At 74.5% G+C, this 22,966-nt stretch carries 17 protein-coding genes and 1 pseudogene; 10 read left to right on the top strand and 8 right to left on the bottom strand.

What is annotated here, in order from left to right; genetic code table 11:
* Window positions 1-112 precede the first annotated feature (112 nt).
* Window positions 113-1,243, top strand: a complete 1,131-nt coding sequence (gcvT, locus tag ACQP2H_RS22510; protein ID WP_433228754.1) for a glycine cleavage system aminomethyltransferase GcvT — start codon at window positions 113-115, stop codon at window positions 1,241-1,243.
* A 364-nt stretch (window positions 1,244-1,607) separates the two neighbouring features.
* On the opposite strand, the gene ACQP2H_RS22505 is transcribed toward gcvT, so the two are convergent.
* From ACQP2H_RS22505 to ACQP2H_RS22495, 3 genes are all read right to left on the bottom strand, one after another.
* Entirely contained in the window at window positions 1,608-2,903 is a 1,296-nt protein-coding gene (locus tag ACQP2H_RS22505) for a DUF2314 domain-containing protein (protein ID WP_219464050.1), read from the bottom strand.
* 65 nt (window positions 2,904-2,968) lie between these two features.
* Entirely contained in the window at window positions 2,969-3,742 is a 774-nt protein-coding gene (gene cobS, locus ACQP2H_RS22500; RefSeq protein ID WP_433228752.1) for an adenosylcobinamide-GDP ribazoletransferase, read from the bottom strand.
* Window positions 3,732-5,840: a bifunctional adenosylcobinamide kinase/adenosylcobinamide-phosphate guanylyltransferase gene (locus tag ACQP2H_RS22495; RefSeq protein ID WP_433228750.1), complete on the bottom strand. Its 2,109-nt coding sequence runs from the start codon at window positions 5,838-5,840 to the stop codon at window positions 3,732-3,734. Before ACQP2H_RS22495 ends, cobS begins: the two co-directional genes overlap by 11 nt.
* Window positions 5,841-6,009: 169 nt before the next feature.
* Between ACQP2H_RS22495 and ACQP2H_RS22490 the strand changes: the two genes are divergently transcribed.
* Both ACQP2H_RS22490 and ACQP2H_RS22485 read left to right on the top strand, forming a co-directional pair.
* Window positions 6,010-6,210, top strand: coding sequence for a hypothetical protein (locus ACQP2H_RS22490; RefSeq protein ID WP_208568741.1), 201 nt, complete (start codon window positions 6,010-6,012; stop codon window positions 6,208-6,210).
* Window positions 6,210-7,007 carry a site-2 protease family protein gene (locus ACQP2H_RS22485; RefSeq protein ID WP_208568740.1) on the top strand — a complete coding sequence of 266 codons (798 nt, stop codon included), beginning with the start codon at window positions 6,210-6,212 and terminating at the stop codon, window positions 7,005-7,007. Before ACQP2H_RS22490 ends, ACQP2H_RS22485 begins: the two co-directional genes overlap by 1 nt.
* A 42-nt stretch (window positions 7,008-7,049) precedes the next feature.
* On the opposite strand, the gene ACQP2H_RS22480 is transcribed toward ACQP2H_RS22485, so the two are convergent.
* Together ACQP2H_RS22480 and ACQP2H_RS22475 are read right to left on the bottom strand one after the other, a co-directional pair.
* Window positions 7,050-8,048, bottom strand: a complete 999-nt coding sequence (locus ACQP2H_RS22480; RefSeq protein ID WP_219464048.1) for an aldo/keto reductase family protein — start codon at window positions 8,046-8,048, stop codon at window positions 7,050-7,052.
* A gap of 90 nt (window positions 8,049-8,138) precedes the next feature.
* Window positions 8,139-12,710 carry a WG repeat-containing protein gene (locus ACQP2H_RS22475; RefSeq protein WP_433228747.1) on the bottom strand — a complete coding sequence of 1,524 codons (4,572 nt, stop codon included), beginning with the start codon at window positions 12,708-12,710 and terminating at the stop codon, window positions 8,139-8,141.
* Window positions 12,711-12,871: 161 nt separating this feature from the next.
* Here ACQP2H_RS22475 and ACQP2H_RS22470 point away from each other — a divergent pair, with 161 nt between their 5' ends.
* From ACQP2H_RS22470 to ACQP2H_RS22460, 3 genes and pseudogenes are all read left to right on the top strand, one after another.
* Window positions 12,872-13,720 (top strand): ABC transporter permease, encoded by an 849-nt coding sequence (locus ACQP2H_RS22470; protein WP_433228745.1) that lies wholly within the window; start codon window positions 12,872-12,874, stop codon window positions 13,718-13,720.
* Complete coding sequence (locus ACQP2H_RS22465; protein WP_307799479.1) at window positions 13,713-14,555, top strand: ABC transporter permease; 843 nt, start codon at window positions 13,713-13,715, stop codon at window positions 14,553-14,555. The genes ACQP2H_RS22470 and ACQP2H_RS22465 overlap by 8 nt, the downstream gene beginning before the upstream one ends.
* Window positions 14,556-14,593: 38 nt before the next feature.
* Window positions 14,594-15,532 (top strand): annotated as a pseudogene (locus ACQP2H_RS22460) (ABC transporter ATP-binding protein); the annotation flags it as partial.
* A 127-nt stretch (window positions 15,533-15,659) separates the two neighbouring features.
* Here ACQP2H_RS22460 and ACQP2H_RS22455 read toward each other — a convergent pair.
* From ACQP2H_RS22455 to nadA, 3 genes are all read right to left on the bottom strand, one after another.
* A complete protein-coding gene (locus tag ACQP2H_RS22455) occupies window positions 15,660-16,304 on the bottom strand; it encodes a DUF3043 domain-containing protein (RefSeq protein WP_357014233.1) in 645 nt (214 codons plus the stop codon).
* An 89-nt stretch (window positions 16,305-16,393) separates the two neighbouring features.
* Window positions 16,394-17,749 carry a UDP-N-acetylglucosamine 1-carboxyvinyltransferase gene (gene murA / locus ACQP2H_RS22450; RefSeq protein ID WP_208568735.1) on the bottom strand — a complete coding sequence of 452 codons (1,356 nt, stop codon included), beginning with the start codon at window positions 17,747-17,749 and terminating at the stop codon, window positions 16,394-16,396.
* A gap of 239 nt (window positions 17,750-17,988) precedes the next feature.
* Window positions 17,989-19,188: a quinolinate synthase NadA gene (gene nadA, locus ACQP2H_RS22445; RefSeq protein ID WP_357535392.1), complete on the bottom strand. Its 1,200-nt coding sequence runs from the start codon at window positions 19,186-19,188 to the stop codon at window positions 17,989-17,991.
* Between the two features lie 95 nt (window positions 19,189-19,283).
* On the opposite strand from nadA, the gene ACQP2H_RS22440 reads away from it, so the two are divergent.
* The 4 genes from ACQP2H_RS22440 (at window position 19,284) to ACQP2H_RS22425 (ending at window position 22,747) form a co-directional block, all read left to right on the top strand.
* A complete protein-coding gene (locus tag ACQP2H_RS22440) occupies window positions 19,284-20,420 on the top strand; it encodes a glycerate kinase family protein (protein ID WP_357535390.1) in 1,137 nt (378 codons plus the stop codon).
* Between the two features lie 228 nt (window positions 20,421-20,648).
* A complete protein-coding gene (erpA, locus tag ACQP2H_RS22435; RefSeq protein WP_091237771.1) occupies window positions 20,649-21,017 on the top strand; it encodes an iron-sulfur cluster insertion protein ErpA in 369 nt (122 codons plus the stop codon).
* A gap of 255 nt (window positions 21,018-21,272) precedes the next feature.
* Window positions 21,273-22,250, top strand: coding sequence for a carbohydrate kinase family protein (locus ACQP2H_RS22430; RefSeq protein WP_208568732.1), 978 nt, complete (start codon window positions 21,273-21,275; stop codon window positions 22,248-22,250).
* Window positions 22,247-22,747 carry an AAA family ATPase gene (locus ACQP2H_RS22425; protein WP_219464042.1) on the top strand — a complete coding sequence of 167 codons (501 nt, stop codon included), beginning with the start codon at window positions 22,247-22,249 and terminating at the stop codon, window positions 22,745-22,747. The genes ACQP2H_RS22430 and ACQP2H_RS22425 overlap by 4 nt, the downstream gene beginning before the upstream one ends.
* Window positions 22,748-22,966: the final 219 nt, after the last annotated feature.

The following is a 22,966-nucleotide window of genomic DNA, read 5'->3' as shown; positions in this document are numbered from 1 at the left end:
GTGATGGTCTCCGGCGGCAACCTATCCGCCGGAGCGCGGGTGCGTCCCGCCGAACTGCCGACGGGTCCCGCCGATGCTAACCAGCGGCGCACCCACCGGTAAGTTGCCACCCATGACGGACGTGACCTCCGACGCCGCCGCGACCCGGCTGCGCCGTTCCCCGCTGCACGCGCGGCACACCGCGCTCGGTGTCAAGTTCGCCCCCTTCGGGGGTTGGGAGATGCCCCTGGAGTACGCCGGCGGCGGCGTACTCAGGGAACACGCGGCGGTCCGGACGGCGGTCGGCGTCTTCGACGTCTCGCACCTGGGCAAGGCGCGGGTCACCGGCCCCGGCGCGACGCGGTTCGTCAACTCCTGCCTGACCAACGACCTGGACCGGATCGGGGCGGGCAAGGCGCAGTACACGCTCTGCTGCGACGACGCCACCGGCGGGGTGGTCGACGACATCATCGCCTACCGGTACGCCGACGACCACGTCTTCCTCATCCCCAACGCGGCGAACACCGCCGAGGTGGTACGCCGGCTGCGCGCCGCCGCCCCGGCCGACGTCGAGGTCACCGACGAACACGACCGGTACGCCGTGCTGGCCGTGCAGGGCCCCCGCTCGGCCGAGCTGCTCGACGCGCTGGGCCTGCCCACCGGGCACGACTACATGAGCTTCTCCCCGGCGGCACTGGCCGGTGCCGAACTGACCGTCTGCCGTACCGGCTACACCGGTGAGCTGGGCTACGAGCTGGTGGTGCCGGCCGAACACGCCGTCGCCGTCTGGGACGCGCTCTTCGCCGCCGGGGAGCAGGTCGAGCTGCGCGCCTGCGGGCTGGGCGCCCGGGACACCCTGCGTACCGAGATGGGCTACCCGCTGCACGGGCAGGACCTCTCCCTGGACGTCACCCCCGTGCAGGGGCGCTCCGGCTGGGCCGTCGGCTGGGACAAGCCGGCCTTCTGGGGCCGCGACGCGCTGCGCGCCGAGAAGACCGCCGGCCCCCGCCGTACGCTGCGCGGCCTGGAGGCCGTCGACCGGGCCATCCCCCGCGCCGGGATGACCGTCTACGCCGGTGACGCCCCGGTCGGCACGGTCACCAGCGGCACCTTCAGCCCCACCCGCAAGCAGGGCATCGCCCTCGCCCTGCTGGACACCGCCCCGAAACTCGCCGACGGCGACCTCGTCGAGGTCGACATCCGGGGCCGCCGCGCCCAGATGCGCATCACCCGCCCCCCCTTCGTCACCCCCTCCGTCCGCTGACCCCACCCCACCGGTCCTGGCGTCGCCCCCCGGTTGGCCTCCGCCCCCGGGTTGGCCTCCGCCCCCGGGTTGGCCTCCGCCCCCGGGTTGGCCTCCGCCCCCGGGTTGGCCTCCGCCCCCGGGGGGCTGGCCTCGGTGATCAAGAGGTTTACGTCACGTCGGGCCGAAATCCTGACCTAAACCTCTTGATCACCCGAGGCTGGCCTCCGCGCCTCCGACCGGCCTCGGTGATCAAGAGGTTTACGTCATGTCAGGCCGAGATTTTGACCTAAACCTCTTGATCACCGGGCCGAGCCGGGGCGGGCCGAGCCGGGCCGGGGCGGGCCGAGCCGGGGCGGGCCGGGCCGGGGTGGGCCGGGTGGGGTCAGTGGGTGGGGTGGGGGCGTTCGCCGGCGTCGAGGACGGCCTGGGTCCAGCCGCCCTCGATGACCCCGGTGCCGTCGAGGACCGCCCAGTCGACGACCTCGGTGACGGCCACCTCGACCGGGGAGCCGATCCGGACGGTGGGGTCGGTGTTGGCGTCGCTGGCGCTCGCGCCGACGATCCGCTCCGGGGCGTCCCACGAGTTGACCCCGGCCCAGACGTACTCGGGGCCGTCGTCGCCGGGTAGGCCGTACTTGATCACCAGTTGGGCCTCCGGTGGCAGCCCGTCGGCGAGGAACCGGGCCCGGATGTCGTCCAACCCGGCGCGGGCGGTGGCGACGGCCCGGCTCATCGCGTCGCCCGAGCGGGCGTACCGGACGTCCGGCTCGATGCCGGAGAAGAGGGTCGCGCAGGCCGCCGCGAAGTAGCGACCGTCCGGCCCGGGGTGGCCGGGCGGCGGGCGCAGGCTGAGGAACGAGTCGGCCTCCGGGTCGGTCGCCGGGTCCAGCTCCAAGCGCAGCAGCACCGGGGCCGTCGCGCCGTGCTGCTCCGGGTTGCCGTACGCCACCGCGATGTCGTGGCCGGTCACCGTGGCCAGCACCGGCAGCTGCACGAACGCCGGCACCTCCTCGCCGGCGAGCCCGTCGGTCCAGTCCCGCAGCAGCCGGCGGGCGGCACCGGTCAGCACCGCGCCCCAGGCCCGGGTGAGGTGGTCGGGCACCCCCTGGGTCTGCAACTCCAGCAGCCCGAAGCGGCGCAACCCCTTGGTGGTGAACCACAGCCCCTCGGTGTCCGAGGAGTACGGGACCAGCACCCAGTCGACCAGCCGGATGCGGCCCTGTGCGTCCGGCAGCGACTTCAGCGCCGTCGCCGGGTCGAGGAACTGCAACCCGAACACGTCCACCACGTCACCGTCGACGGATTCGGCGACGGCGGCGGCCACCGCGCGGGCCGCCCACTCGTGCGCCGGTGGCCAACCCGGCCGGTACTCGGCCTGCACCACCACCAGGTGGCTGGCGGCGGCGAGCCGGCCCAACTGGGCCTCGGTCGCGCCGAAGGCGGTGAGCAGGTCCGGCGGCAGCTGCGGGAACTCGTCGATCGAGCGGGTGTCCACCGACATCAGCGGGCTGTCCAGCATCTGCGTGGCCAGTCCGTAGACCGGGTCGGCGAGCCGGCCCGCCAACGCCCGTACCGCGGTCTTCGGGCTCACCGGTGGCAACCCCGCCATCGGTACCAGGTAGGTCGCGCTGAGCGACTCCGGGACCGGTACGGGCAGGAAGTCGTCCGTGATGAGCAAGTCGTCCCCCGGAAGGCCGTGCCGGTGCTGTCGGGGCAAACGCTACCCGGCGCGCCGCGTCGTCCTCAGCCGGACAGCACCAAGCCCAGGTAGACCAGCGTGGTCACCACCTCCACGAGGGCCCCGAGCACGTCGCCGGTGATCCCGCCGAGGCGGCGTACCAGATGGCGGAGCAGGCCGGTGGCGACGGCGAGGGCGGCCAGCACGGCCAGCGGCCCCTGCCACGGGCGGCCCGGCACGGCCGGCACCGCCGCCAGCGCGACGACGAGGGTGCCGACGACCGGTGCGACCGGCCCGACCGTCCCGGCGACCAGCGCGCCCATCCCGTCGGGGCGGGCCGCCGGCACGCCCCGGCAGCAGGCCAGGGTGATCCCGAGCCGACCGGCGGCGGTGCCGGCGACCACCGCGGCGAGCGCCGTCGGCCAGGAGCGTCCGGCCAGCTCGGCGAGGGTCGCCGTCTGGAGCAGCAGGACGACCACCAGCGCGACCACGCCGAACGGGCCCACGTCCGGCTTTTTCATGATCTCCAGCGCCGCCGCCCCGCGCCGGTACGACCCCAGCGCGTCCACGGTGTCGGCCAACCCGTCCAGGTGCAGCCCCCGGGTCAGCAGGGCCGCCACTCCGACGGTCAGCCCGGCGGCGACCAGGGGCGGGGCGAGCGCGGCCAGGACCAGCAGCACCGCCCCGAGCAGCACGCCGAGCAGCACCCCGACCAGTGGGGCGAGCGCCATCGCGGTGCCCGCCGTGGCCCGGTCGATCCGGCCGGCGCGGACCGGCACGGTGGTGAGGGTGGTCAGCGCCAGTCGGAACCCGTCGCCGCGCCCCGACTCAGCCGGCACGCCGGCCGGACGGGTCGCGTTCCGGCCCGGCGTCGGTGGCGGTGGTGGTCGGGCCCGGGCCGGCCGGCACCGGCTCCGCGAACTCCGGGGTGGCGTCCGGCCCGGCGGGCCCGGCATCGGGATCGGCCACCTCGGCCCCGGCCGGCCCGGCGTCGGGGTCCGCCGCCCCGGTCGCGGCGTCGCCGGCCGGGAGGCCGGTGGCCCGGTCGGTGGTGGCCGGAGCGGTGGTGGCCCCGACCTCACCGGTCGGCGTGGCCCCGACCTCACCGGTCGGCGTGGTCGTGGCGGCGGTCGGCGTGGTCGTGGCGGCGTCGCCGGTCGGCGTGGTGCCGGTGGGCTCGTCGTCGGGGCCACCGTGGTGCGGGTGCGCGGGCAGCGACCCGGCCAGCGCCAGCACCGAACGCAGCAGCGGCAGGGCGGCCAGCGCGTTGGCCCCCTCGCCCAGGTCGAGCCGCAGGTCCAGCAGCGGGGTCAGGCCGAGCACGTCGGCGGCGAGCCGGACCGCCGGGTGGCCGCCGTGGTCGACCAGCAGGCACCAGTGCCGGGCCTGGCCGGCCAGGTCCCGGGCGACCATGCCGGCGGCCAGCCCGACCGGCCCGTCCAGCAGCACCGGCACCCGGCGGGCGGTCGCACCGAGCAGCACACCGGCCGCCACCGCCACGTCGCCGCCGCCCAGCTCGGCCAGGATGTCCTTGGCGTCGCGGGGGGAGCGACGGGTGCGGTGCAGGGCGTCCCGTACGGTCGCGCACCGCACCATCCAGGCGGCGTCGTCGATCTCGCCGTCGGCGGTGTGCACCCGGCCCAGCACGGTCGGGGCCTCCGCGCCGGCCGTCGCGACGAGCACCGCCGCCGCAGCGGCCTCCGCGCCCGCGCCGCAGGCCCCCAGCACCAGCAGTCGTACGCCCGCCTCGGCGGCCTCCTCGGCCAACCGCCAGCCGTAGCGCAGCGCCGCCTCGACGGCGTCGGCGTCCAGCGCCGGCCCGTGTTCGATCGGCGCGGACGGCGGGGCGTCCACCACCTGGAGGCTGGCACCGCTCTCGGCGGCCAGCCGGGCCAACGCACCCCGGCCGGCGCGGGCCTGCCGGGCCAGTCGGGCCGACTCCCCGACCGGTGCCCCGGCCGCCGCGCCACCGGCGTGGTCGCCGTGCAGTAGCAGCACCCGGACACCGGTCCACGGCGTAGGCGTCGGCGTGCCCTGGGTGGCGGCGGCGAACTCGACCACCCGCTCCAGCACGCCCAGCCCTGCCCCCGGCAGGTCCAGGGTGCCGAGCCGCTGCACCGCCTGCGGTCCGGAGTACTCGTCGGGCATCGGCAGTTCCATGCCGGGCTGGATGACGAGCCCGGTGGCGACCACCGGCAGCGCCATGGTCGGTGCCGCCCAGCCGGTGCCGTCGGCGGTCGGTGCGGCCGGGGCCGCCGGCACGGTGGGGGTCAGCACGTCCGGCAGCGGCGGCTGCGCGCCGCCGGTCGGGTCCGCCACACCGCCGGTCGGCGCGGCCGCACCGGTGGTCGGGGTGGCCTGGGTGGGTACGTCGACCGGTCGGGCCGGGGTGGCCGGCTTGAGCCAGACCGGCTGGCCGGCGACCACCAGCGCGACGGCGTCGCAGGCGTCCGCGACGGCCCGGTTGGCGGCGCCCAGCGCATCGGTGAACGCCCGCCCCAACGGGGTGGTCGGCACCAGCGACAGCCCCACCTCCGGGCTGACCAGCACGATCCGCGCCTCGCTGGCGCGTACCGCGTCGGCCAGCTCGGTGATCGTGGCGACGTCGTCGGCCGGCTGGTGGGTCGGGTCGAGCAGCACGGTCACCCAGCCGCCCAGGTCGTCGACGAGCAGCGTCTCGTTCGGCCCGGCCGAGGCGAGCACGTCGGCGAGCCGGCGCGGGTCCTCGGCGGTCTCCTCGGTGGTCCAGCTGCCCGGCCGGCGGGCCCGGTGGGCGGCCAGTCGGGTGGCCCACTCGGTGTCGTCCGGGTCGGCGGCGGCCGACGTCGCCACATACCGCACCGTGGGGGCTTCGGCCACCAGGGACTCGGCGAACTCCGACTTGCCCGAACGCGTACCGCCGAGCACCAGGACCGTGTTCCACCCGTCAACGGACATGCCCGTACCTTAAGGCCGCCCGACCCGGCCCCGCCCGCCGGCCCGGGCCCGTCACGCTGCGCGGAACCCGGCAGCCAGGGGGCGTGCGTCCGGTGCGCTCCGCACCGGCCGACTACGCTTGCGGGGGTCCGTCCCCCGGGGACGGTTGAGCGGCGAGGGGAGACGCGGCATGGCGTGGAGCTGGCGGTACGAGGGCACGGACGGCGCACCGGTCGACGGGCCGGCGGAGACGTTCAGCAGCCAGGCGGACGCCGAGTCCTGGATCGGTCAGACCTGGCGGGAGCTCGCGACGTCCGGCGTCACCTCGGTCACGCTCGTCGAGGACGATCGGGTGGACTACCGGATGAGCCTGCTGCCGACGGCGGAGTGATGGGGTACGACCGCCCGGGGGGCGAGCCGCTGGTGCTCGGTGTGCCCCGGGCGGCGTTCCGGCCCAGCCCGATCTTCCTGGCCCTGGTGGCGCTCTTCGTCACCAGTGGCGTGCTGGTCTGGAACGGGGTGGGCAACGTCCGGTTCGACGTGTTCCTCTTCGTCGTCTCCGGCTGGCTGGTCTCGCTGTGCCTGCACGAGTACGCGCACGCGGTGGTCGCCTACCGGGCCGGTGACCGGGACATCGCCCACCGGGGCTACCTGACGTTGAACCCGCTCAAGTACACCCACCCGCTGCTGTCGATCGTGCTGCCGGTGGTGGTGGTGCTGCTCGGCGGCATCGGCCTGCCCGGTGGGGCGGTGTGGGTCGACCGGCACGCCATCCCGGGTCGGCTGCGGCACACCCTGGTCAGCCTCGCCGGCCCGGCCACCAACGTGCTGTTCACCCTGCTGCTGGTGGTGGTGCTGCGGGTGGGCATCGACGCGGGCGGCCCGATCGAGTTCTGGGCCGGGGTGGCGCTGCTGGCGTTCCTCCAGCTCACCGCGAGCGTGCTGAACCTGCTCCCGGTGCCCGGCCTGGACGGCGGCAACATGATCCAGCCGTGGCTCAACCCGCAGTGGCGCCGGATGTACGACATGTTCGCGCCGTTCGGCTTCATCCTGCTCTTCGCCCTGCTCTGGAACCCGCGCATCGGCAACTGGTTCTTCACCGCCGTCTTCTGGCTGAGCGACCTGCTGGGCCTGCCGCCGTGGCTCTACAGCACCGCGCTGTCCCTGATCCGCTTCTGGCAGACCTGATCCCATCCCACCCCGGACGGGGTGGGATGGGACCGGCGCCGGTCAGGGGCGCTGGGCCGGGCTCTCGGTTTTGGCCGGGTCCCGCTCGGTGACCGGGGCGACGATCTCGTCGATGGCCTTGAGCAGGTCGGCCTCCAGGGTCACCCCGGCCGCCTTGACGTTGTCGTGCACCTGGTCGGGGCGGGACGCGCCGATGATCGCCGAGGCGACGTTGCGGTTCTGGAGCACCCAGGCGACGGCGAGCTGCGGCATGGTCAGCCCGGCCTGCTCGGCGAGCGGCTTGAGCTGCTGCACCCGGGTCAGCACCTCGTCGCCCAGCCACTGCGCGATGAAGTTGGCACCGGACTTCTCGTCGGTGGCCCGGGAACCGGCCGGCGGCGGCTGGCCCGGCAGGTACTTGCCGGACAGCACCCCCTGGGCCATCGGCGACCAGACGATCTGGGAGATGCCCAGCTCCTCGCTGGCGGGCACCACCTCGGCCTCGATGACCCGCCACAGCATCGAGTACTGCGGCTGGTTGGACACCAGCGGGATGCGCAGTTCCCGGGCGAGGGCGTGCGCCTCGCGCAGCTGTGACGCCTTCCACTCCGACACACCGATGTAGTGCGCCTTGCCGGCACGTACGACGTCGGCGAACGCCTCCATCGTCTCCTCCAGCGGCGTGCTGTAGTCGTACCGGTGGGCCTGGTAGAGGTCCACGTGGTCGGTCTGGAGGCGGCGTAGCGAACCGTTGATCGACTCCATGATGTGCTTGCGGGACAGGCCACGGTCGTTGCGGCCGGGGCCGGTCGGCCAGTAGACCTTGGTGAAGATCTCCAACCCCTCCCGGCGCTCCCCGGCGAGGGCCTTGCCGAGCACCGTCTCGGCGCGCGTGCCGGCGTAGACGTCGGCGGTGTCGAAGGTGGTGATGCCGTTGTCCAGGGCGGCCCGGACACACGCCAGCGCCGCCTCCTCCTCGACCTGGGAACCGTGGGTGATCCAGTTGCCGTACGAGATCTCACTGACCATGAGGCCCGAACGGCCAAGGTGTCGGAATTCCATCCTGCGACCCTAGCCCCGACCGGCCCCGGGCACCCGCCGACGCGGTCGGGCATCAGAGCACCCGGTGGGCGTCGGTGCACCGGATGGGTGTCAGAGCACCGGGTGGGTGTCGGCGAGCAGCCTGTCGATCTCCGCCACCACCGTGTCCCAGTCGGGGTGCACCGGGGGGATCAGCGGTTCGCCCCGCCGGTCCAACGCCCCCCAGTGGCTCATCCCGTCGCCGACCAGGAACGCCACCGGATGGATCACCAACGCCGGGTGCACCGGCCGGACCAGCACCGCGCCGGTGCGGTCGAGCACGCCCCGGCGGCCGGCCAGCTCCACCACGACCAGCCCCTCGTCGGTGAAGCCGTCGAGCCGGCGACCGTCGGACAGCATCGTGTCGAGCCCGTGGTAGCGCGGGGGGACGACCAGTCGACCGTGCCGGTCCACCGCCCCCCAGCCGCCCCGCCGTACGGCCGCCACCCCGGCCCGGAACGGTCGTACCTCCTCGAAACCCGCCGGCACCACCACCGTGCCGTCGGGCTCGATCGCCGACCAGTCCGCGTCGCCGCCCTGCGACACCCAGGCCAGGCCGTCGGAGAAGGCCAGCACCCGGGCGTACGCGGTGTCGAGCCGGGTGACGCCCGACTCGTCGATCAGCTCCCAGCCGGCCTGGTCGGGGCGGCGTACCCAGGCCAGCCGCTCGTGGAACGGCTGCGCCTCGGCGTAGCGGTAGTCGACGACGAGGTCACCGTCGGTGTCCGCGTACCCCCAGCGGCCCCGGCCGTCCTGGGTGGGCCGCGGGGACCGGCGGCCGTGCCGCACCTCGTCACGGCTGCGTGGGTACGGCCCGAACCCCTCCCGGGCCACCGCCCGCGCGTACACCGCGTCCAGCGCCACCCCGATCCGCTCGGTCAGCTCCGGATCGTCGGCCCGGTGCAGGTCGAGGGCCCGCTCGAAGTGCCCGCACGCCTCGATCAACCGGCCCTGGTCATAGCAGCACCGGCCGGCGTGCTCGTGCAGGGCCGACCGCAGCCGGTCCGGCAGCTCCGTCGAGTTGGCCTCGGCGAAGAGCCGGTCGGCCTCGGCGAACTCACCCTTCCAGCGCAGCGCCTCGGCCAGCCGCGCCCGGGCCAGCGCGGTACGCCGCAGTTCACCGGTCGCCTCGGCGTAGGTCAGCGCGAGCCGGCCGTCGGCCACCGCGTCGGCGAGGTCGCCGACCAGCCGGGAGAGCACCGCCCGGAGACTGAGCAGCCGGGCCCGGGCCCGGTTGTCCAGGGCCGAGGCGAGCTTCTCGGTCAACCGGCGGCGGATGAGTCGTAGTTCGGTCGGGTCGTCGACCACCTCGCGCAGGGTCTGCGGGTCCAGCTGCCACCGGTAGCCGGCCAGCGCCTGCTCCGGATCGCCCTGGGGCAGGTGCGTCGACGCGGCCTGCCGGGCAGCAGCGGCACCGCCCGTGGCCGGGACCAGCTCGGGTGTCGCAGCCTGTTCGGCAGTGCCGGACCGGTCCGTGGTCGAGGTCTGCCCGGTGGTCGAGGTCTGCCCGGTGGTCGTGGCCCCTTCGGGAGCCGTGTTCCGTTCCGTGCTGGTGGTCGGGTCCGTGGTCGTGGCTCGCCCCGGAGCCGGGGGCCGGTCCGGAGATGACGTCCGGTCCAGGCCGCCGACCACCGTCGCCGCCAGGCTGGTGGTCTCCGGCTGGACCCCGGTAGCGGTCTGCTGGACCCCGGTGGTGTCCTGCTGGACCCCGGTGGTGTCCGGTCGGGTCCCGGTGGTGGCCGGCTCCGGTGTGCCACCGGCCGGCCCGACGGCGTCGGCCACTGCGTCGGTGGCGGGCGCGGCGGTTGCCCGTGCGAGGTCGCCCGGCGGAACTCCGGCGGCGGTCGGCGCTGCCGTGGCGTTCGACACCCCCGCGCTGGTCAGTGCCGGGGTGTCGACCGGTGCTGTGGTGCCGGCGCGTGGCGTGGTGCCGGTCCGTGCCGGGGTACCGGGCGGTGGCGTGGTGCCCGGCGGTGCTGTGGTGTCGCGCGATGGCGGGGTATCGGTCGGCGCTGTCGGGCGGGGCGGTGTTGCGGTGCCCGGCGGTGGCGTGGTGCCCGGCGGCGTTGCGGTGTCGGGCACCGTTGCGGTGTCGGGCGGCGTGGGAGCGGCGGTCGCCGCCGCCGCGGCACTCACGCCCGTGGCGGTACCGGTGGCCGGATCGTCGTCGGCGGGTCCGGTTTCGTCCGTGCCGGTGCCGTCCGTGACAGGGGCGGTCGGGCGGGAGCCGGCAACCGTGCCGGGGCCGGCCGTGCCGGGGTCAGTTGACGGAGGCAGCCCGGTCCCACCCGGGGGGCCGGCGACGGGGGACGGGGCGTCCCGACCGGCGGTCGGCAGGGGACCACGGTCGGGACCGGGTCGGGTGCCGGAGGCGCCGGAACTGGGCGCCAGGTCCACCGACCCCGTTTCGCGCTCGGCGAGCCCGTGGGCGGCCGACCCCGTTTCTCGGTCGACGACGGTCGGCCGCCCACGGGTGTCGGCGGCGTCGGCTACCGGGGTCTCCGGCCGGTCCTCGGCGGGAGGGGGAGCGATGGGCGGGGTCGGCCGGGGAGCGGCGTCGGGGGCCGGCGACCGGGGGGCCCGGACCTCCGTGCCCTCCGCCCGTGACACGTCCGAGGGGGGTGGGGTGGAGGCCGGTCGACCGGTGCGCGGTGCCGGCGGCTCGACCGTGGCGGGCGCAGCGCCGGCCGACGCGGTCGGCCTGTGCGACACGGTCGGGCCGGATGGCGTGGGCGTCGGGCCGGATGGCGTGGGCGGGCTGGACGGTGCGGCGGGCGTGGTTGGTGCGGAGGTCGAGCGGCCGGGTTGGAACCAGGCTGCGGGACCCCCGGACGTGGTACCGGCAGCGGTGTCCCGGTGGTCGGTCGGGTCGGGTTCCGGCGTCGGTGGGACGTACCGGCGTGGTCGGTCCGGGGTGATCTCCAGAGCGGTCCGGTCGGTTGCGGAGCCAGCCGTGGCCGCCGCCGGGGTCCGCCCGGGAACGGCCCGGCCGGTGCCGGACCCCGTGGTGGGCCGGTCGGCCGGCGGGGTGGCCGGCGTGGGCTGGCGGAACTCGAGGTGCAACCGGGCGGCCGGCGGCGCCGAGACCGGGGCGGTCTCGTCCGGGTCGGGCGCGGGCGACCACCGGTCGGTGCGGCGCTGCCGGGTCGGCAGGTCGGCCGGCGGTACGGGCGTGCCCGGCGGCACCGGGTCGGGCCGCCCGACGCCCGGGTTGGTGGCGTCGGCGTCGCCCGGGCGGGCAGTGGCGGGGTGCTCGCCGGGCTGCGCCGGGGGCGGGCCGGGACGGGGACCCCACGGGCCGGACGGGGCAGGCGGGGCGGGGGGCCGGGTCGGCTCCGCCGGGTGGCGTTCCGGCCGGGAGTACGGCTGCCGGACGTCGCGACCGTGCTCCGCTTCCCGGGCGGGGCGCAGCGGCTCCGCCCGGTCGGTGCCGGAGGTGTTCCACGGCTCGCGGGGTGGTGTGACCACCTCGCGGGAGCGTAGGTCGGGGTACGACTCGCTGCGCACGGCCGCCTCGCGTGGGTCCGGCGACCGGCGCTCGTCGGGCCCGCGCGGGTGCTGCCAACGCTCCTCGGGAATGGCGGCCATCGCCCCTCGGCCGCCGTCGGGCGGGCGGTGCCGTGGGGCGTCCCCGGGCAGGCGGTACCGCTGGTCGTCGTGGCTGTGCGCGGCGGGTCGTCCGTCGTCGTCCCGGCGGGGGGACCGCTGCGGGTCGTCGTCGCGGAACCGGGGTGGCAGGTCCCGTCCGGTCGGTGCCGGCCGGGCCGGGTGAGGTTCGTACCCACCGGTGGTGCGGTGCTGCGCGCCGTTGCCGGCCCGCTGGTCGGGCTCGGCGAAGTCCTCGGCGGTCAGCCGGTCGTAGTCGTGTGTGTCGTCGGTGGTGCGACGGTCGGCGCTGGGGCGTTCCCCGGTGACCCGGCGGCGGGGTGGGTTCTGCGTCGGGGCGGCCCCCCAGCCCGGTTCGGTGGACCGGTCGGGCCGGGCACCGTGGGGCGGCTCGTGGCGGGGGGCGGGGGATACCGGAGGGCGGCCGGGGGAGACCGGCGTGACACCGGGGGCGGTGCGGTCCTGGCGGGGCGGGGCGTCGTGCCGGCCGGTGTCGTCGTGCCGCCCGGTGTCGTCGTGCCGGCCAGCGTCGTGCCGGTCGCCGCCGGCCTGGTCGCGGTGCCACCCGGTCGGGGCCGGCTCGGCGGTGCCGCGCCGCCGGTCGGACCAGTTGGTCCGGCCGGTCTGCCGGTCCAGGGCCGACAGTGCGTCGTACCGGTCGGGTACGTGCCGGTCCGCTGCGGGCTGACGGCGTTCCCGCTGCCAGATCGGCTCGTCCGGGAGCCGCCGGTACGCGTCGTCGGTCGGTCGCCGGTACGCGTCGTGGTCGGTGTGCGGTTCGCCCCTGAGGTTCGTCTGGTCGTCCTGCTGGTCGGCCCAGGACCGGCCGAGGTAGGTGCCGTCGGGGCGGGTCGGGGCGAGTGGGGGCACCTCGGCACGACCGGAGGCGGCGACCCGCCCCCGGGGGTCGGCGTACTGGCTGCCGATGTCGCCGGGGTAGCGCTGGCCGGGGAACTGGGGATGCCATTCGCCGGTCGGCTCGATCATCCAGGCGGGTTCCGGCGGGGCGTCCCAACGGTCGGGCCAACCGCCCGTCATCGGGGGGCTCCGTGGCCACGCGTGCGGCGCGGTCCGATGCCCGGCTCGCGTCGCTCGCTCACGGCGGTGTCACCTCGTTGCAAATTGTCGTGCGGGGCGCTCCGGGATGCCGGTAGAGTCCCCCGTCCGGCACGGCGGGGCTGCGGAAGGAGGGTAACGGCGTGGGCTCGGTCACCGCCACTGTGGCACCGGCCACGAGCGCAAACGTTACCCGATGGTTCCGGACATTCGGGGCTTTATCCCGGGCCGGCTTCCGTCGTTACTCCACCTACCGGCAGGCGGCCGTGGCCGGTGCCGTGACCAACACCGTGTTCGGCTTCCTGCGCTGCGCGGTGCTGCTGGCCGCGGCCGGTTCCGGGACCGTCGGTGGGTACGACCGGCCACAGCTCGCGACCTTCGTCTGGGCGGGCCAGGGGCTGCTCGCCGTGGTGCTGCTCTGGGGCTGGAGCGACCTGGCCGACCGGATCCGCACCGGTGACGTGGCCGCCGACCTGCTCCGCCCGGTGCACCCGGTGACCAGCTACCTCGCCACCGACCTGGGTCGGGCAGGCTACGCGGCGCTGGCCCGGCTGCTGCCGCCGGTCCTGGTGGGGCCGTTGTTCTTCGACGTCTACCTGCCGTCGCGGTGGCCCACCGTCGGGCTCTTCGTGGTCTCCGTGGTGACCGCCGTGGTGCTCTGCTTCGGTTGCCGCTTCCTGGTCAACGCCACCGCGTACTGGTGGCAGGACGCGCGGGGTCCGTTGCTGCTGTGGACCCTCGGGTCGGGGGTGCTGGCTGGGCTCTACTTCCCGTTGCGGTTTCTGCCGGAGTGGCTGCAACTGGTGCTGTGGTGTGGCACCCCGTTCCCGAGCCTGCTGCAGACCCCGCTGGACGTGCTGGTGGAGCGGGATCCGCCGGCCGTCCAGGTCGGCCTGGTCGCGCTCCAGCTCGGCTGGGCGGTGCTGGTGCTGGCCGCCTGCCGGCTGGTGCAGCGGCGGGCCGAACGTCGGCTGGTGGTGCAGGGTGGTTGAGCAGGGGGTGTGCACCGGCGAGGCGGTCCGGCCGGGTGGGACGTTGCGGGCGTACCGGGCGCTGCTCGGGGCGCAGGCCCGGTCGCAGACGGCGTACCGGGCATCGTTCCTGCTGGACCTGCTGGGCAACGTGGGGGCCACCGTGTTCGACGTGGTCACCGTCCTGGTGATCTACGGGGTGACCCGGGAGCTGGGCGGGTTCACGCTGCGCGAGACGCTGGTGATGGTGGGGCTGTCGGCCAGCGCCTTCGCGGTGGCGGACCTGCTGGTCGGCAACATCGAGCGGCTGCCCACCCACGTGCGGACCGGCCTGTTCGACGCGGTGCTGCTGCGCCCGCTCGGCGCGCTGCCCCAACTGCTGCTGATGAACCTGCCGCTGCGCAAGGTGTCCCGGGGCGTGTTCGGGGTGGGCGTGCTGGTGGTGGCGCTGACCTCGGCCGGGATCGACTGGACGCCGGCCCGGGTGGCGTTGGCGGTGGTCGCCCCGCTGGCCGGGGTGGTGTTCTTCGGGTCGCTCTTCGTGGCGACCGCCACCGTGTCGTTCTGGTGGGTGGACTCCGGTGAGCTGGCCAACTCGGTCACCTACGGCGGGCGGGACTTCACCACGTACCCGGTGACCATCTTCGACGGGTGGTTCCGGGCCGCCTTCGCGTACGGCCTGGGGTTCGCCTTCGTCAGTTACCAGCCGGCGCTGGCGCTGCTGGGCCGCGCCGACCCGCTCGGCCTGCCGTCGTGGGCCGGCTGGGCGGCGCCGGCGGTGGCCCTGGTCGCCGCCGCGCTCGCGGCGACGGCCTGGCGCACCGGCATCCGCCACTACCGGAGTACGGGGTCATGAGCGTCATCGAACTGGACGGGCTACGCAAGGAGTTCACGGTACGGGTGAAGGCGGGCCGGCTACGCCGGGAGAAGCGGACGGTCACCGCCGTGGACGGCATCGACCTGCGGGTGGAGCAGGGCGAGATGCTCGGCTACATCGGCCCGAACGGGGCGGGCAAGTCGACCACCCTGAAGATGCTCACCGGGGTGCTGAGCCCGTCGGCGGGTCAGGCCCGGGTCTGCGGCCTGCGCCCGGTCGCCGACCGCACCCGGCTGGCGCTGCGCATCGGGGTGGTCTTCGGCCAGCGGTCCCAGTTGTGGTGGGACCTGCCGCTGGGCGACTCGTTCGACCTGCTGCGCCACCTCTACCGGGTGCCTACCGCCGACCACGCCGCCCGGCTGCGCCGCTGTCGTGACCTGCTCGACCTGGACGCCTTCCTGGACACCCCGGTGCGGCAGTTGTCGCTGGGGCAGCGGATGCGCGGCGAGTTGACCGCGGCGCTGCTGCACGGCCCGCAGGTGCTCTTCCTCGACGAGCCGACCATCGGGCTGGACGTGGTGAGCAAGCAGGCGGTCCGGGGGTTCCTCGCCGAGTTGGGTCGGGCCGGTGACACCACGCTGGTGCTGACCACCCACGACCTGGCCGACATCGAGCGGCTCTGCGCCCGGCTGGTGGTGGTCGACCACGGCCGGGTGGTGCACGACGGTTCGATCGCCGCCCTGCACGCCCGCTACGGTTCCCGCCGGCTGGTCGTCGCCGAGTTGGACGCCCCGTTGTCGACGCCGCCGCAGCCGGTGGGGGCGCCGCTGCACCGGGTCGAGGCCGACGGCCGCCGGTTGGTCTACGCGCTGGAGTCGGCGGGGGTGGCGGAGGTGGTCTCCGCGCTGGCCGGGCTGGCCGCGCTGCGTGACGTCTCGATCGTCGAACCGGACATCGAGGACGTGGTGGCCCGGCTCTACCGCAGCCCGGCCCCCGACCCGCGCCGCCCGTCCTGACCGGTCCCGGACCGGTCCCGCCCGCCGTTCCGAGCCGCCGGACGCGACGACGGCTTCCGGACGCGACGACGGCTTCCGGACACGACGACGGCCCCGCCACCGGGGCGGGGCCGTCGGGAGACGTCGGTCAGATCGGGTCGCCGATGTTCACCCGGGGTGCCGGGGCGCGCATCCGGCGGAAGGTGATCGACCGCATGATCGCGTAGAGGTAGAGCGAACCCATCCGCTCGCCGCTGTTGGGGTGGCGCTCCCGCACCAGCTTCTTGATCCGGCGGGAGATCAGCACCGAGTCGATCACCACGCCGAGCGCGAGCGCCCCCCACACGACGTTGGAGGCGAGCCGGATCGCCTGCGGCATCGCGGCGTTCGACCCGATCAGCACGATCAACGCGCCACCGAAGAACCAGGTGCCGATCGTCCGCCGCGAGTCGACGACGTTGCGGGCCAGCAGCCGCTCCGGCCCCCGGTCCCGGGGGCCGCCCTCGCGGCGGAACTCGGCGGCGGCCTCGGTGCGCGCCTTGCGGCGCTGCTCCCGGGCTTCCTCCTTGGTCAGCGGCCGGGTCGGACCGGCCGGCCGGCGGCCGGCGACCGGCCGTTTCGGGGTCTCGACGCCCAGTTCCTTCTTGCTCGGGGTGTAGCCCCGGGGGCGCGCGGCGGATGGCTCCTCGGTCACCACCGTGGCGGTGGCGGAGGAGTCGGAGTCGGCGGACTTGCGGCGAAACAGCGACGGCACGAGGTGAAGGGTAGCCACCCGACGGCGCCCGGTGCACATCACGGGTGCACCGGGCGCTCGGTGGAGCGGGTCGAACGGGCCCACGGGGGCCGTCGGGTGGCGGTCGGGGCCGCCGGGGGGACGGTCGGTTACGGCCGTTCTACGTGCGCGCCGAGGCTGGCCAGCTTGGCCTCGAAGTCCTCGTAGCCCCGGTTGATCAGGTCGACGCCGTACACCCGGGAGGTGCCCTCGGCGGCGAGTGCCGCGATCAGGTGGCTGAACCCGGCCCGCAGGTCCGGGATGACCAGGTCGGCGGCGTGCAGCTTGCTCGGGCCGGCGATCACCGCGGAGTGCTTGAAGTTGCGCCGGCCGAACCGGCACGGGGTGCCGCCGAGGCAGTCCCGGTAGACCTGGATGTTGGCGCCCATCGTGTTCAGCGCCTCGGTGTAGCCCAGCCGCTGCTCGTAGACCGTCTCGTGGACGATCGACAGGCCCCGGGCCTGGGTCAGCGCCACGACGAGGGGCTGCTGCCAGTCGGTCATGAAGCCGGGGTGCACGTCGGTCTCCAACGCCACCGCGTTCAGCTCACCGCCGGGGTGCCAGAACCGGATGCCGCCCTCCTGGCCCGGGTCGCTGAGCTTCGGCGGCCGGGCGTCGGTGACCTCGTACTCGCCGCCGACGGAGCGGAAGATGTTGAGGAAGGTCATCATGTCGGCCTGCTGCGCGCCGAGCACCTCGACGTGACCCCGGGTGGCCAGCGCCGCCGCCGCCCAGCTCGCCGCCTCGATCCGGTCCGGGATCGGCCGGTGGCTGTAGCCGTGCAGCCGCTTGACGCCCTGGATCTCGATCACCCGGTCGGTGTGCACCTTGATGATCGCGCCCATCTTCTGCAGGATGCAGATCAGGTCGATGATCTCGGGCTCGACGGCGGCGTTGCGCAGCTCGGTGACGCCCTCGGCCATCACCGCGGTCAGTAGCACCTGCTCGGTCGCGCCGACGCTCGGGTACGGCAGGGCGAACTTCGTGCCGTGCAGCCCGTTGGGTGCGGACAGGTGCAGACCCTCGGGGGTCTTCTCCACCGTCGCGCCGAACTCGCGCAGCGCCTGGAGGTGGAAGTCGATCGGGCGGGGGCCGATGTGGCAGCCGCCCAGGTCGGGGATGAACGCGTGGCCGAGCCGGTGCAGCAGCGGGCCGCAGAACAGGATCGGGATCCGGCTGGACCCGGCGTGCACGTTGATCTGGTCGGTGCTGGCGCTCTCGACGTTGGACGGGTCGAAGACCAGCTCGCCGTCCTCGGTGCCGTCGGTCACCTTCACCCCGTGCAGGCCGAGCAGCCCGCGGACCACCTCGACGTCACGGATCTTGGGGACGTCGAACAGCCGGCTGGGCGAGTCGCCCAGCAGGGCCGCGACCATCGCCTTGGAGACCAGGTTCTTCGCGCCGCGCACGCGGATCCGCCCTTCGAGCGGGGTACCTCCGTGTACGACCAGGACGTCGTCCGTCAACGCAAACCTCCAGCGCGTGTCGGGTGGTGCGGTGTGAGTCGATGATGGGGCATGCTGTCCAGCTGTCCGATACGAGCTGTCCAGCTACCCGGGACGGGGCCGGCTCAAAACGGTCCCCGTGGTACGTCGCCCCGGCAGCATAGCCCTCCGTGACGAAATAGGAATCGGTCACCGCACGGGTTACGGAACGAACCGGTGAATCCGGTACGTTCCCGTACCTCGGCGGTGACCGTAGGTGATCAGGTTGCGGCGGGCGGCGGGGTGTCGGCACCCGGCAGCGCGAGCATCTGGTCCAGCGCCACCCGGGCGTGGTGCGCGGTGTCCGCGTCGACGGTGATCTGGTTGACCACCCGGCCGGCGACCAGCTCCTCCAACGCCCAGACCAGGTGCGGCAGGTCGATCCGGTTCATCGTGGAGCAGTAGCAGACCGCCTTGTCCAGGAACATGATCTGCTTGTCGGGGTGGGCCAGCGCCAGCCGGCGGACCAGGTTCAGCTCGGTGCCGACCGCCCACGCCGAGCCGGCCGGTGCCGCCTCGATCGCCTTGATGATGTACTCCGTCGAACCGACCTGGTCGGCGGCGGTGACCACCTCGTGCCGGCACTCCGGGTGCACCAGCACGTTGACCCCGGGCACCCGGGCCCGGACGTCCTCGACGCTGTCCAGGGTGAACCGGCCGTGCACCGAGCAGTGCCCGCGCCACAGGATCATCTTCGCGTCGCGCAGCTCCTCGGCGGTGAGCCCACCGTTCGGCTTGTGCGGGTCGTAGAGCACGCAGTCGTCCAGCGAGTAGCCCATCTCCAGCACCGCCGTGTTGCGGCCCAGGTGCTGGTCGGGCAGGAACAGCACCTTCGAACCCTGCGCGTAGGCCCAGTCCAGCGCCCGCTTCGCGTTCGACGAGGTGCAGACCACGCCGCCGTTGCGGCCGACGAAGCCCTTGATGTCCGCCGAGGAGTTCATGTACGTCACCGGAACGGTGTCCGCCGCGACGCCCAGGTCGGTCAGCACCTCCCAGGCCCGCTCGACCTGCGACAGCACCGCCATGTCGGCCATCGAGCAACCGGCCGCCAGGTCGGGCAGGATCACCCGCTGCGCGTCGGTGGTGAGGATGTCCGCGCTCTCGGCCATGAAGTGCACGCCGCAGAAGACGATGTACTCCGCGTCGGGGCGGGCCGCCGCCTCCCGGGCCAGCTTGAACGAGTCGCCGGTGACGTCGGCGAACTGGATCACCTCGTCGCGCTGGTAGTGGTGGCCGAGAACGAACACCTTCGTGCCCAGCGCGGCCTTCGCCGCCGCCGCCCGGGCCACCAGGTCCGGGTCGCTCGGCGCCGGCAGGTCTCCCGGACACTCCACGCCACGCTCGGTGGCGGGGTCGCTGCCGCGGCCGAGGAGCAGCAGCGCGGTCGCCGTGTTGGAGGGTTCCACCCAGGTCGAAGTCACGTCCTCATGGTCCCACAACGGGGCGTTCGCACGACCGCTGCCGGTGTGGGCTGCCACACTGCCCCCGCGCCGATGTGGCCTGCCACACTCTGGGCATGCGCGTGCTGCTCTGTCCCGACAAGTTCGCCGGCACCCTGGAAGCGCCCGAGGTGGCGGCCGCCGTCGCCGCCGGCTGGCGCGAGGTGGACGACGTCGGCGAGCTGCTCATCCGTCCCCTCGCCGACGGCGGGCCGGGCTTCATCACGGTGCTCGCCGACGCTCTCGACGGGCGGCGGGTGCCGGTCTCCACCCTCGACCCGCTGGGCCGGCCCGTCACCGGTGAGATCCTGCTCACCGCCGACGGCGTCGGCTACCTGGAGAGCGCCCAGGCCTGCGGGCTGCACCTGCTGGCCGCCGCCGAGCGGGACCCGAAGGCCGCCACCTCGTACGGCCTCGGCGCGCTGGTCGCCGCCGCCGTGGAGCACGGGGCCCGGACGGTGGTGATCGGGCTGGGCGGCTCCGGCACCAACGACGGCGGGGCCGGCCTGTTCACCGCGCTCGGTGCGACCCCGCTCGACGACGCCGGCCGGGCCCTGCCGTACGGCGGTGCGGCGCTGACCGCCGTCGCCGCCCTCGACGGTGTCCCCCGACTGCGCGGGGTGACCCTGGTCGCCGCCACCGACGTGGACAACCCGCTGCTCGGCCTGCACGGCGCGAGCAACGTCTACGGTCCGCAGAAGGGCGCCGACCGGGCCGACGTGCTGCTGCTCGACGCCGCACTGCAGCGGTGGGCGGCGGTGCTGGAACGGGACCTGCCCGGCTGCCCGCCCGGCCTGGGCACGCTGCCCGGTGGCGGCGCGGCCGGCGGCCTCGGCGCGGCGATCCTGGCCCTCGGCGGGCGCTGCGAATCCGGCATCGACCTGGTCAGCCGGGCGATCGGGCTGGAGGCCGCGCTCGACGACTGCGATCTGGTGATCACCGGGGAGGGATCGTTCGACCACCAGTCGCTGCGCGGCAAGGTGGTCGCCGGGGTGGCCGGGGCGGCCCGCGACCGGGGGGTGCCCTGCGTGGTGCTGGCGGGTCGGGTGAGCACCGGCCGGCGGGAGGCCGCCTCCGCCGGGGTGACCGAGGCGTACAGCCTGGTGGAGCACTTCGGTGGTGAGGAACGCGGCGGGGTGGCGGCGGCGATGGGCCGGCCCGTCGAGGGGCTGCGGGCGCTCGGTGCCCGACTGGCCCGCCAGTGGAGCCGCTGACCGGACCACCGGGGTGGGCCGGACCACCGGGGTGCGACCGGCTCGCACGTGCACCGGGTGGGCGCGGGCGGGTGGGGTGGTGCGGGTGGCCTGGAGCGGCGATCACGCCGGCCGGGTGGGGTCGGCCGGGGCGGCGTACCATCGAAGCTGGACCAAACCGGGAATCACTGGGCGACGCGTGCTGTTGACCAGGGTGTCCGGACCCATACCGCGCAGGGAGATTTCCACGTGACCACGCCAGCGCAGACCGACTCGACCGAGGCCCAGGCCCCTACTTCCGTCGTCCTCACCGACGTCGCGGCGCAGAAGGTCAAGGCCCTGATCGAGCAGGAAGGCCGCGACGACCTGCGGCTCAGGGTCGCGGTGCAGCCGGGTGGCTGCTCCGGCCTGCGGTACCAGCTCTTCTTCGACGAGCGTTCGCTCGACGGTGACGTCGTCACCGACTTCGACGGCGTCGGCGTCGTCGTCGACCGGATGAGCGCCCCCTACCTGTCCGGGGCGACCATCGACTTCGCCGACCGGATCGACGCCCAGGGCTTCACCATCGACAACCCCAACGCGGGCAGCTCCTGCGCCTGCGGCGACTCGTTCAGCTGAGTCGCGACCGTCGCCGTCGCCGGGGCCGCCCCACCACGGGGCGGCCCCGGCGCGCGTCCGGCAACCCTGTCCGGGCCGAGGCGGTGCCGGTCGCGGTGGCCGGGCTGCTCGTGCCGATGTGCCCGGTGGCACGGGGTTGCCGGTGTGTGGCGGGCGGATGAGCAGGTGGTGGCCGGTGCCCGTCCGACCGTCGACCGTCGTTCGCGCGCGACCGGTAGGCTGACCCGCGCCGTGCTCCCGACCCCGAGGGTTGACATGAAGATCGCCGTGACCGGCTCGATCGCGACCGACCACCTGATGAGCTTCCCGGGTCGCTTCGCCGACCAGCTCATCGCCGACCAGTTGCACAAGGTGTCGCTCTCCTTCCTGGTGGACGACCTGGTGTTGCGCCGGGGCGGGGTGGCCGCCAACATCGCCTTCGGCATGGGGCAGCTCGGGCTGAGCCCGATCCTGCTCGGCGCGGTGGGTGCCGACTTCGCCGACTACCGTTCCTGGCTGGAGCGGCACGGCGTGGACTGCGACTCGGTGCACGTCAGCGAGGTGGCGCACACCGCCCGTTTCGTCTGCACCACCGACACCGACATGTGCCAGATCGCCTCGTTCTATGCCGGTGCGATGAGCGAGGCCCGCAACATCGAGCTGGGCCCCGTCGCGGACCGGCTCGGCGGCCTCGACCTGGTCCTGGTCAGCGCGAACGACCCGGAGGCGATGATCCGGCACTCGGCCGAGTGCCGGGACCGCGGCTACGCCTTCGTCGCCGACCCGTCGCAGCAGCTCGCCCGGATGGACGGCGACGACGTGGTCGCGCTGATCGATGGCGCCGAGTACCTGATGACCAACGAGTACGAGAAGTCGCTGCTGCAGAGCAAGGCCGGCCTCACCGACGCCCAGCTCCTGGAACGGGTGAAGGTCCGGGTCACCACCCTCGGCAAGGACGGCGTGGAGATCGCCACCCGGGACGGGGAGTCGTTGCGGGTGCCGATCGTCCGGGACGCGCGGGCCGTCGACCCCACCGGGGTCGGTGACGGCTTCCGGGCCGGTTTCTTTGCCGCCCTGTCCTGGGGCCTCGGCCTGGAACGTGCCGCCCAGGTCGGTTCGCTGCTGGCCGCCCTGGTCCTGGAGACCGTCGGCACCCAGGAGTACGACGTGCGCCGCGACGTGTTCGTCAAGCGGCTGGCCGAGTCGTACGGGGACGCCGCCGCCCAGGACGTCCGGCCACACCTGGTGCCGTGACGCAGCTCCTGGTCGTCTTCGCCGGTCTGCCGGGGGTGGGTAAGAGCACCATCGCCCGGCAGGTCGGCGTGGCCCTGGGTGCCCCGGTGCTGCCTGTCGACCCGATCGAGCGGGCACTGGCCCGGCACGGGCTGACCGGCCCCGGCACGGGCCTGGCCGGCTACGACGCGTTGGCCGGGCTGGCCGAGGTGCAGCTCGGGCTGGGCACCGGCGTGGTGGTCGACGCGGCGAACCCGGTGGCCGGCGCGCGAGGGCTCTGGCTCGACCTGGCCGTGCGGTCCGGGGTGCCGCTGCGGCTGATCGAGGTGCACTGCGGTGACGAGGCGGAGCTGCGTCGCCGGGTCGAGGCCCGGCACGCCGCCGACCCGCACGCTCCGACCTGGGAGCAGACCCGGCAGCGTGGCGCGGAGTACGAACCGTTGATCGGCCCCCGGCTGGTGGTCGACACCGCCATCGCGATCGACCCGCTCCCGGCGCTCCTGCGTTACCTCACCTGATCCCGACCCGACTGGCTGTCCCGATCCCGGTCTGGGTACCTGGCTGTCCCGGTCCGGGGCACCTGGCGTGCGGCTGGTGGGGCTGGCGGCCGATTTCGGGCGGGCGTACGTTGGCGAAGTCCAGCAGGACGAATTTGCCGATCGCGATCATGGAGTTGTGGTGCCTTCGAAACGGCATTAGTGCCGCAGATCGGCCACCACAACTCCATGATCGACGGA

It is taken from the genome of Micromonospora sp. CA-248260, from assembly GCF_050942205.1.
Lineage (GTDB): Bacteria > Actinomycetota > Actinomycetes > Mycobacteriales > Micromonosporaceae > Micromonospora > Micromonospora antibiotica.
The sequence above is the reverse complement of the archived record's forward strand: the minus strand, read 5'-3'. Positions and strand labels throughout refer to the sequence as shown.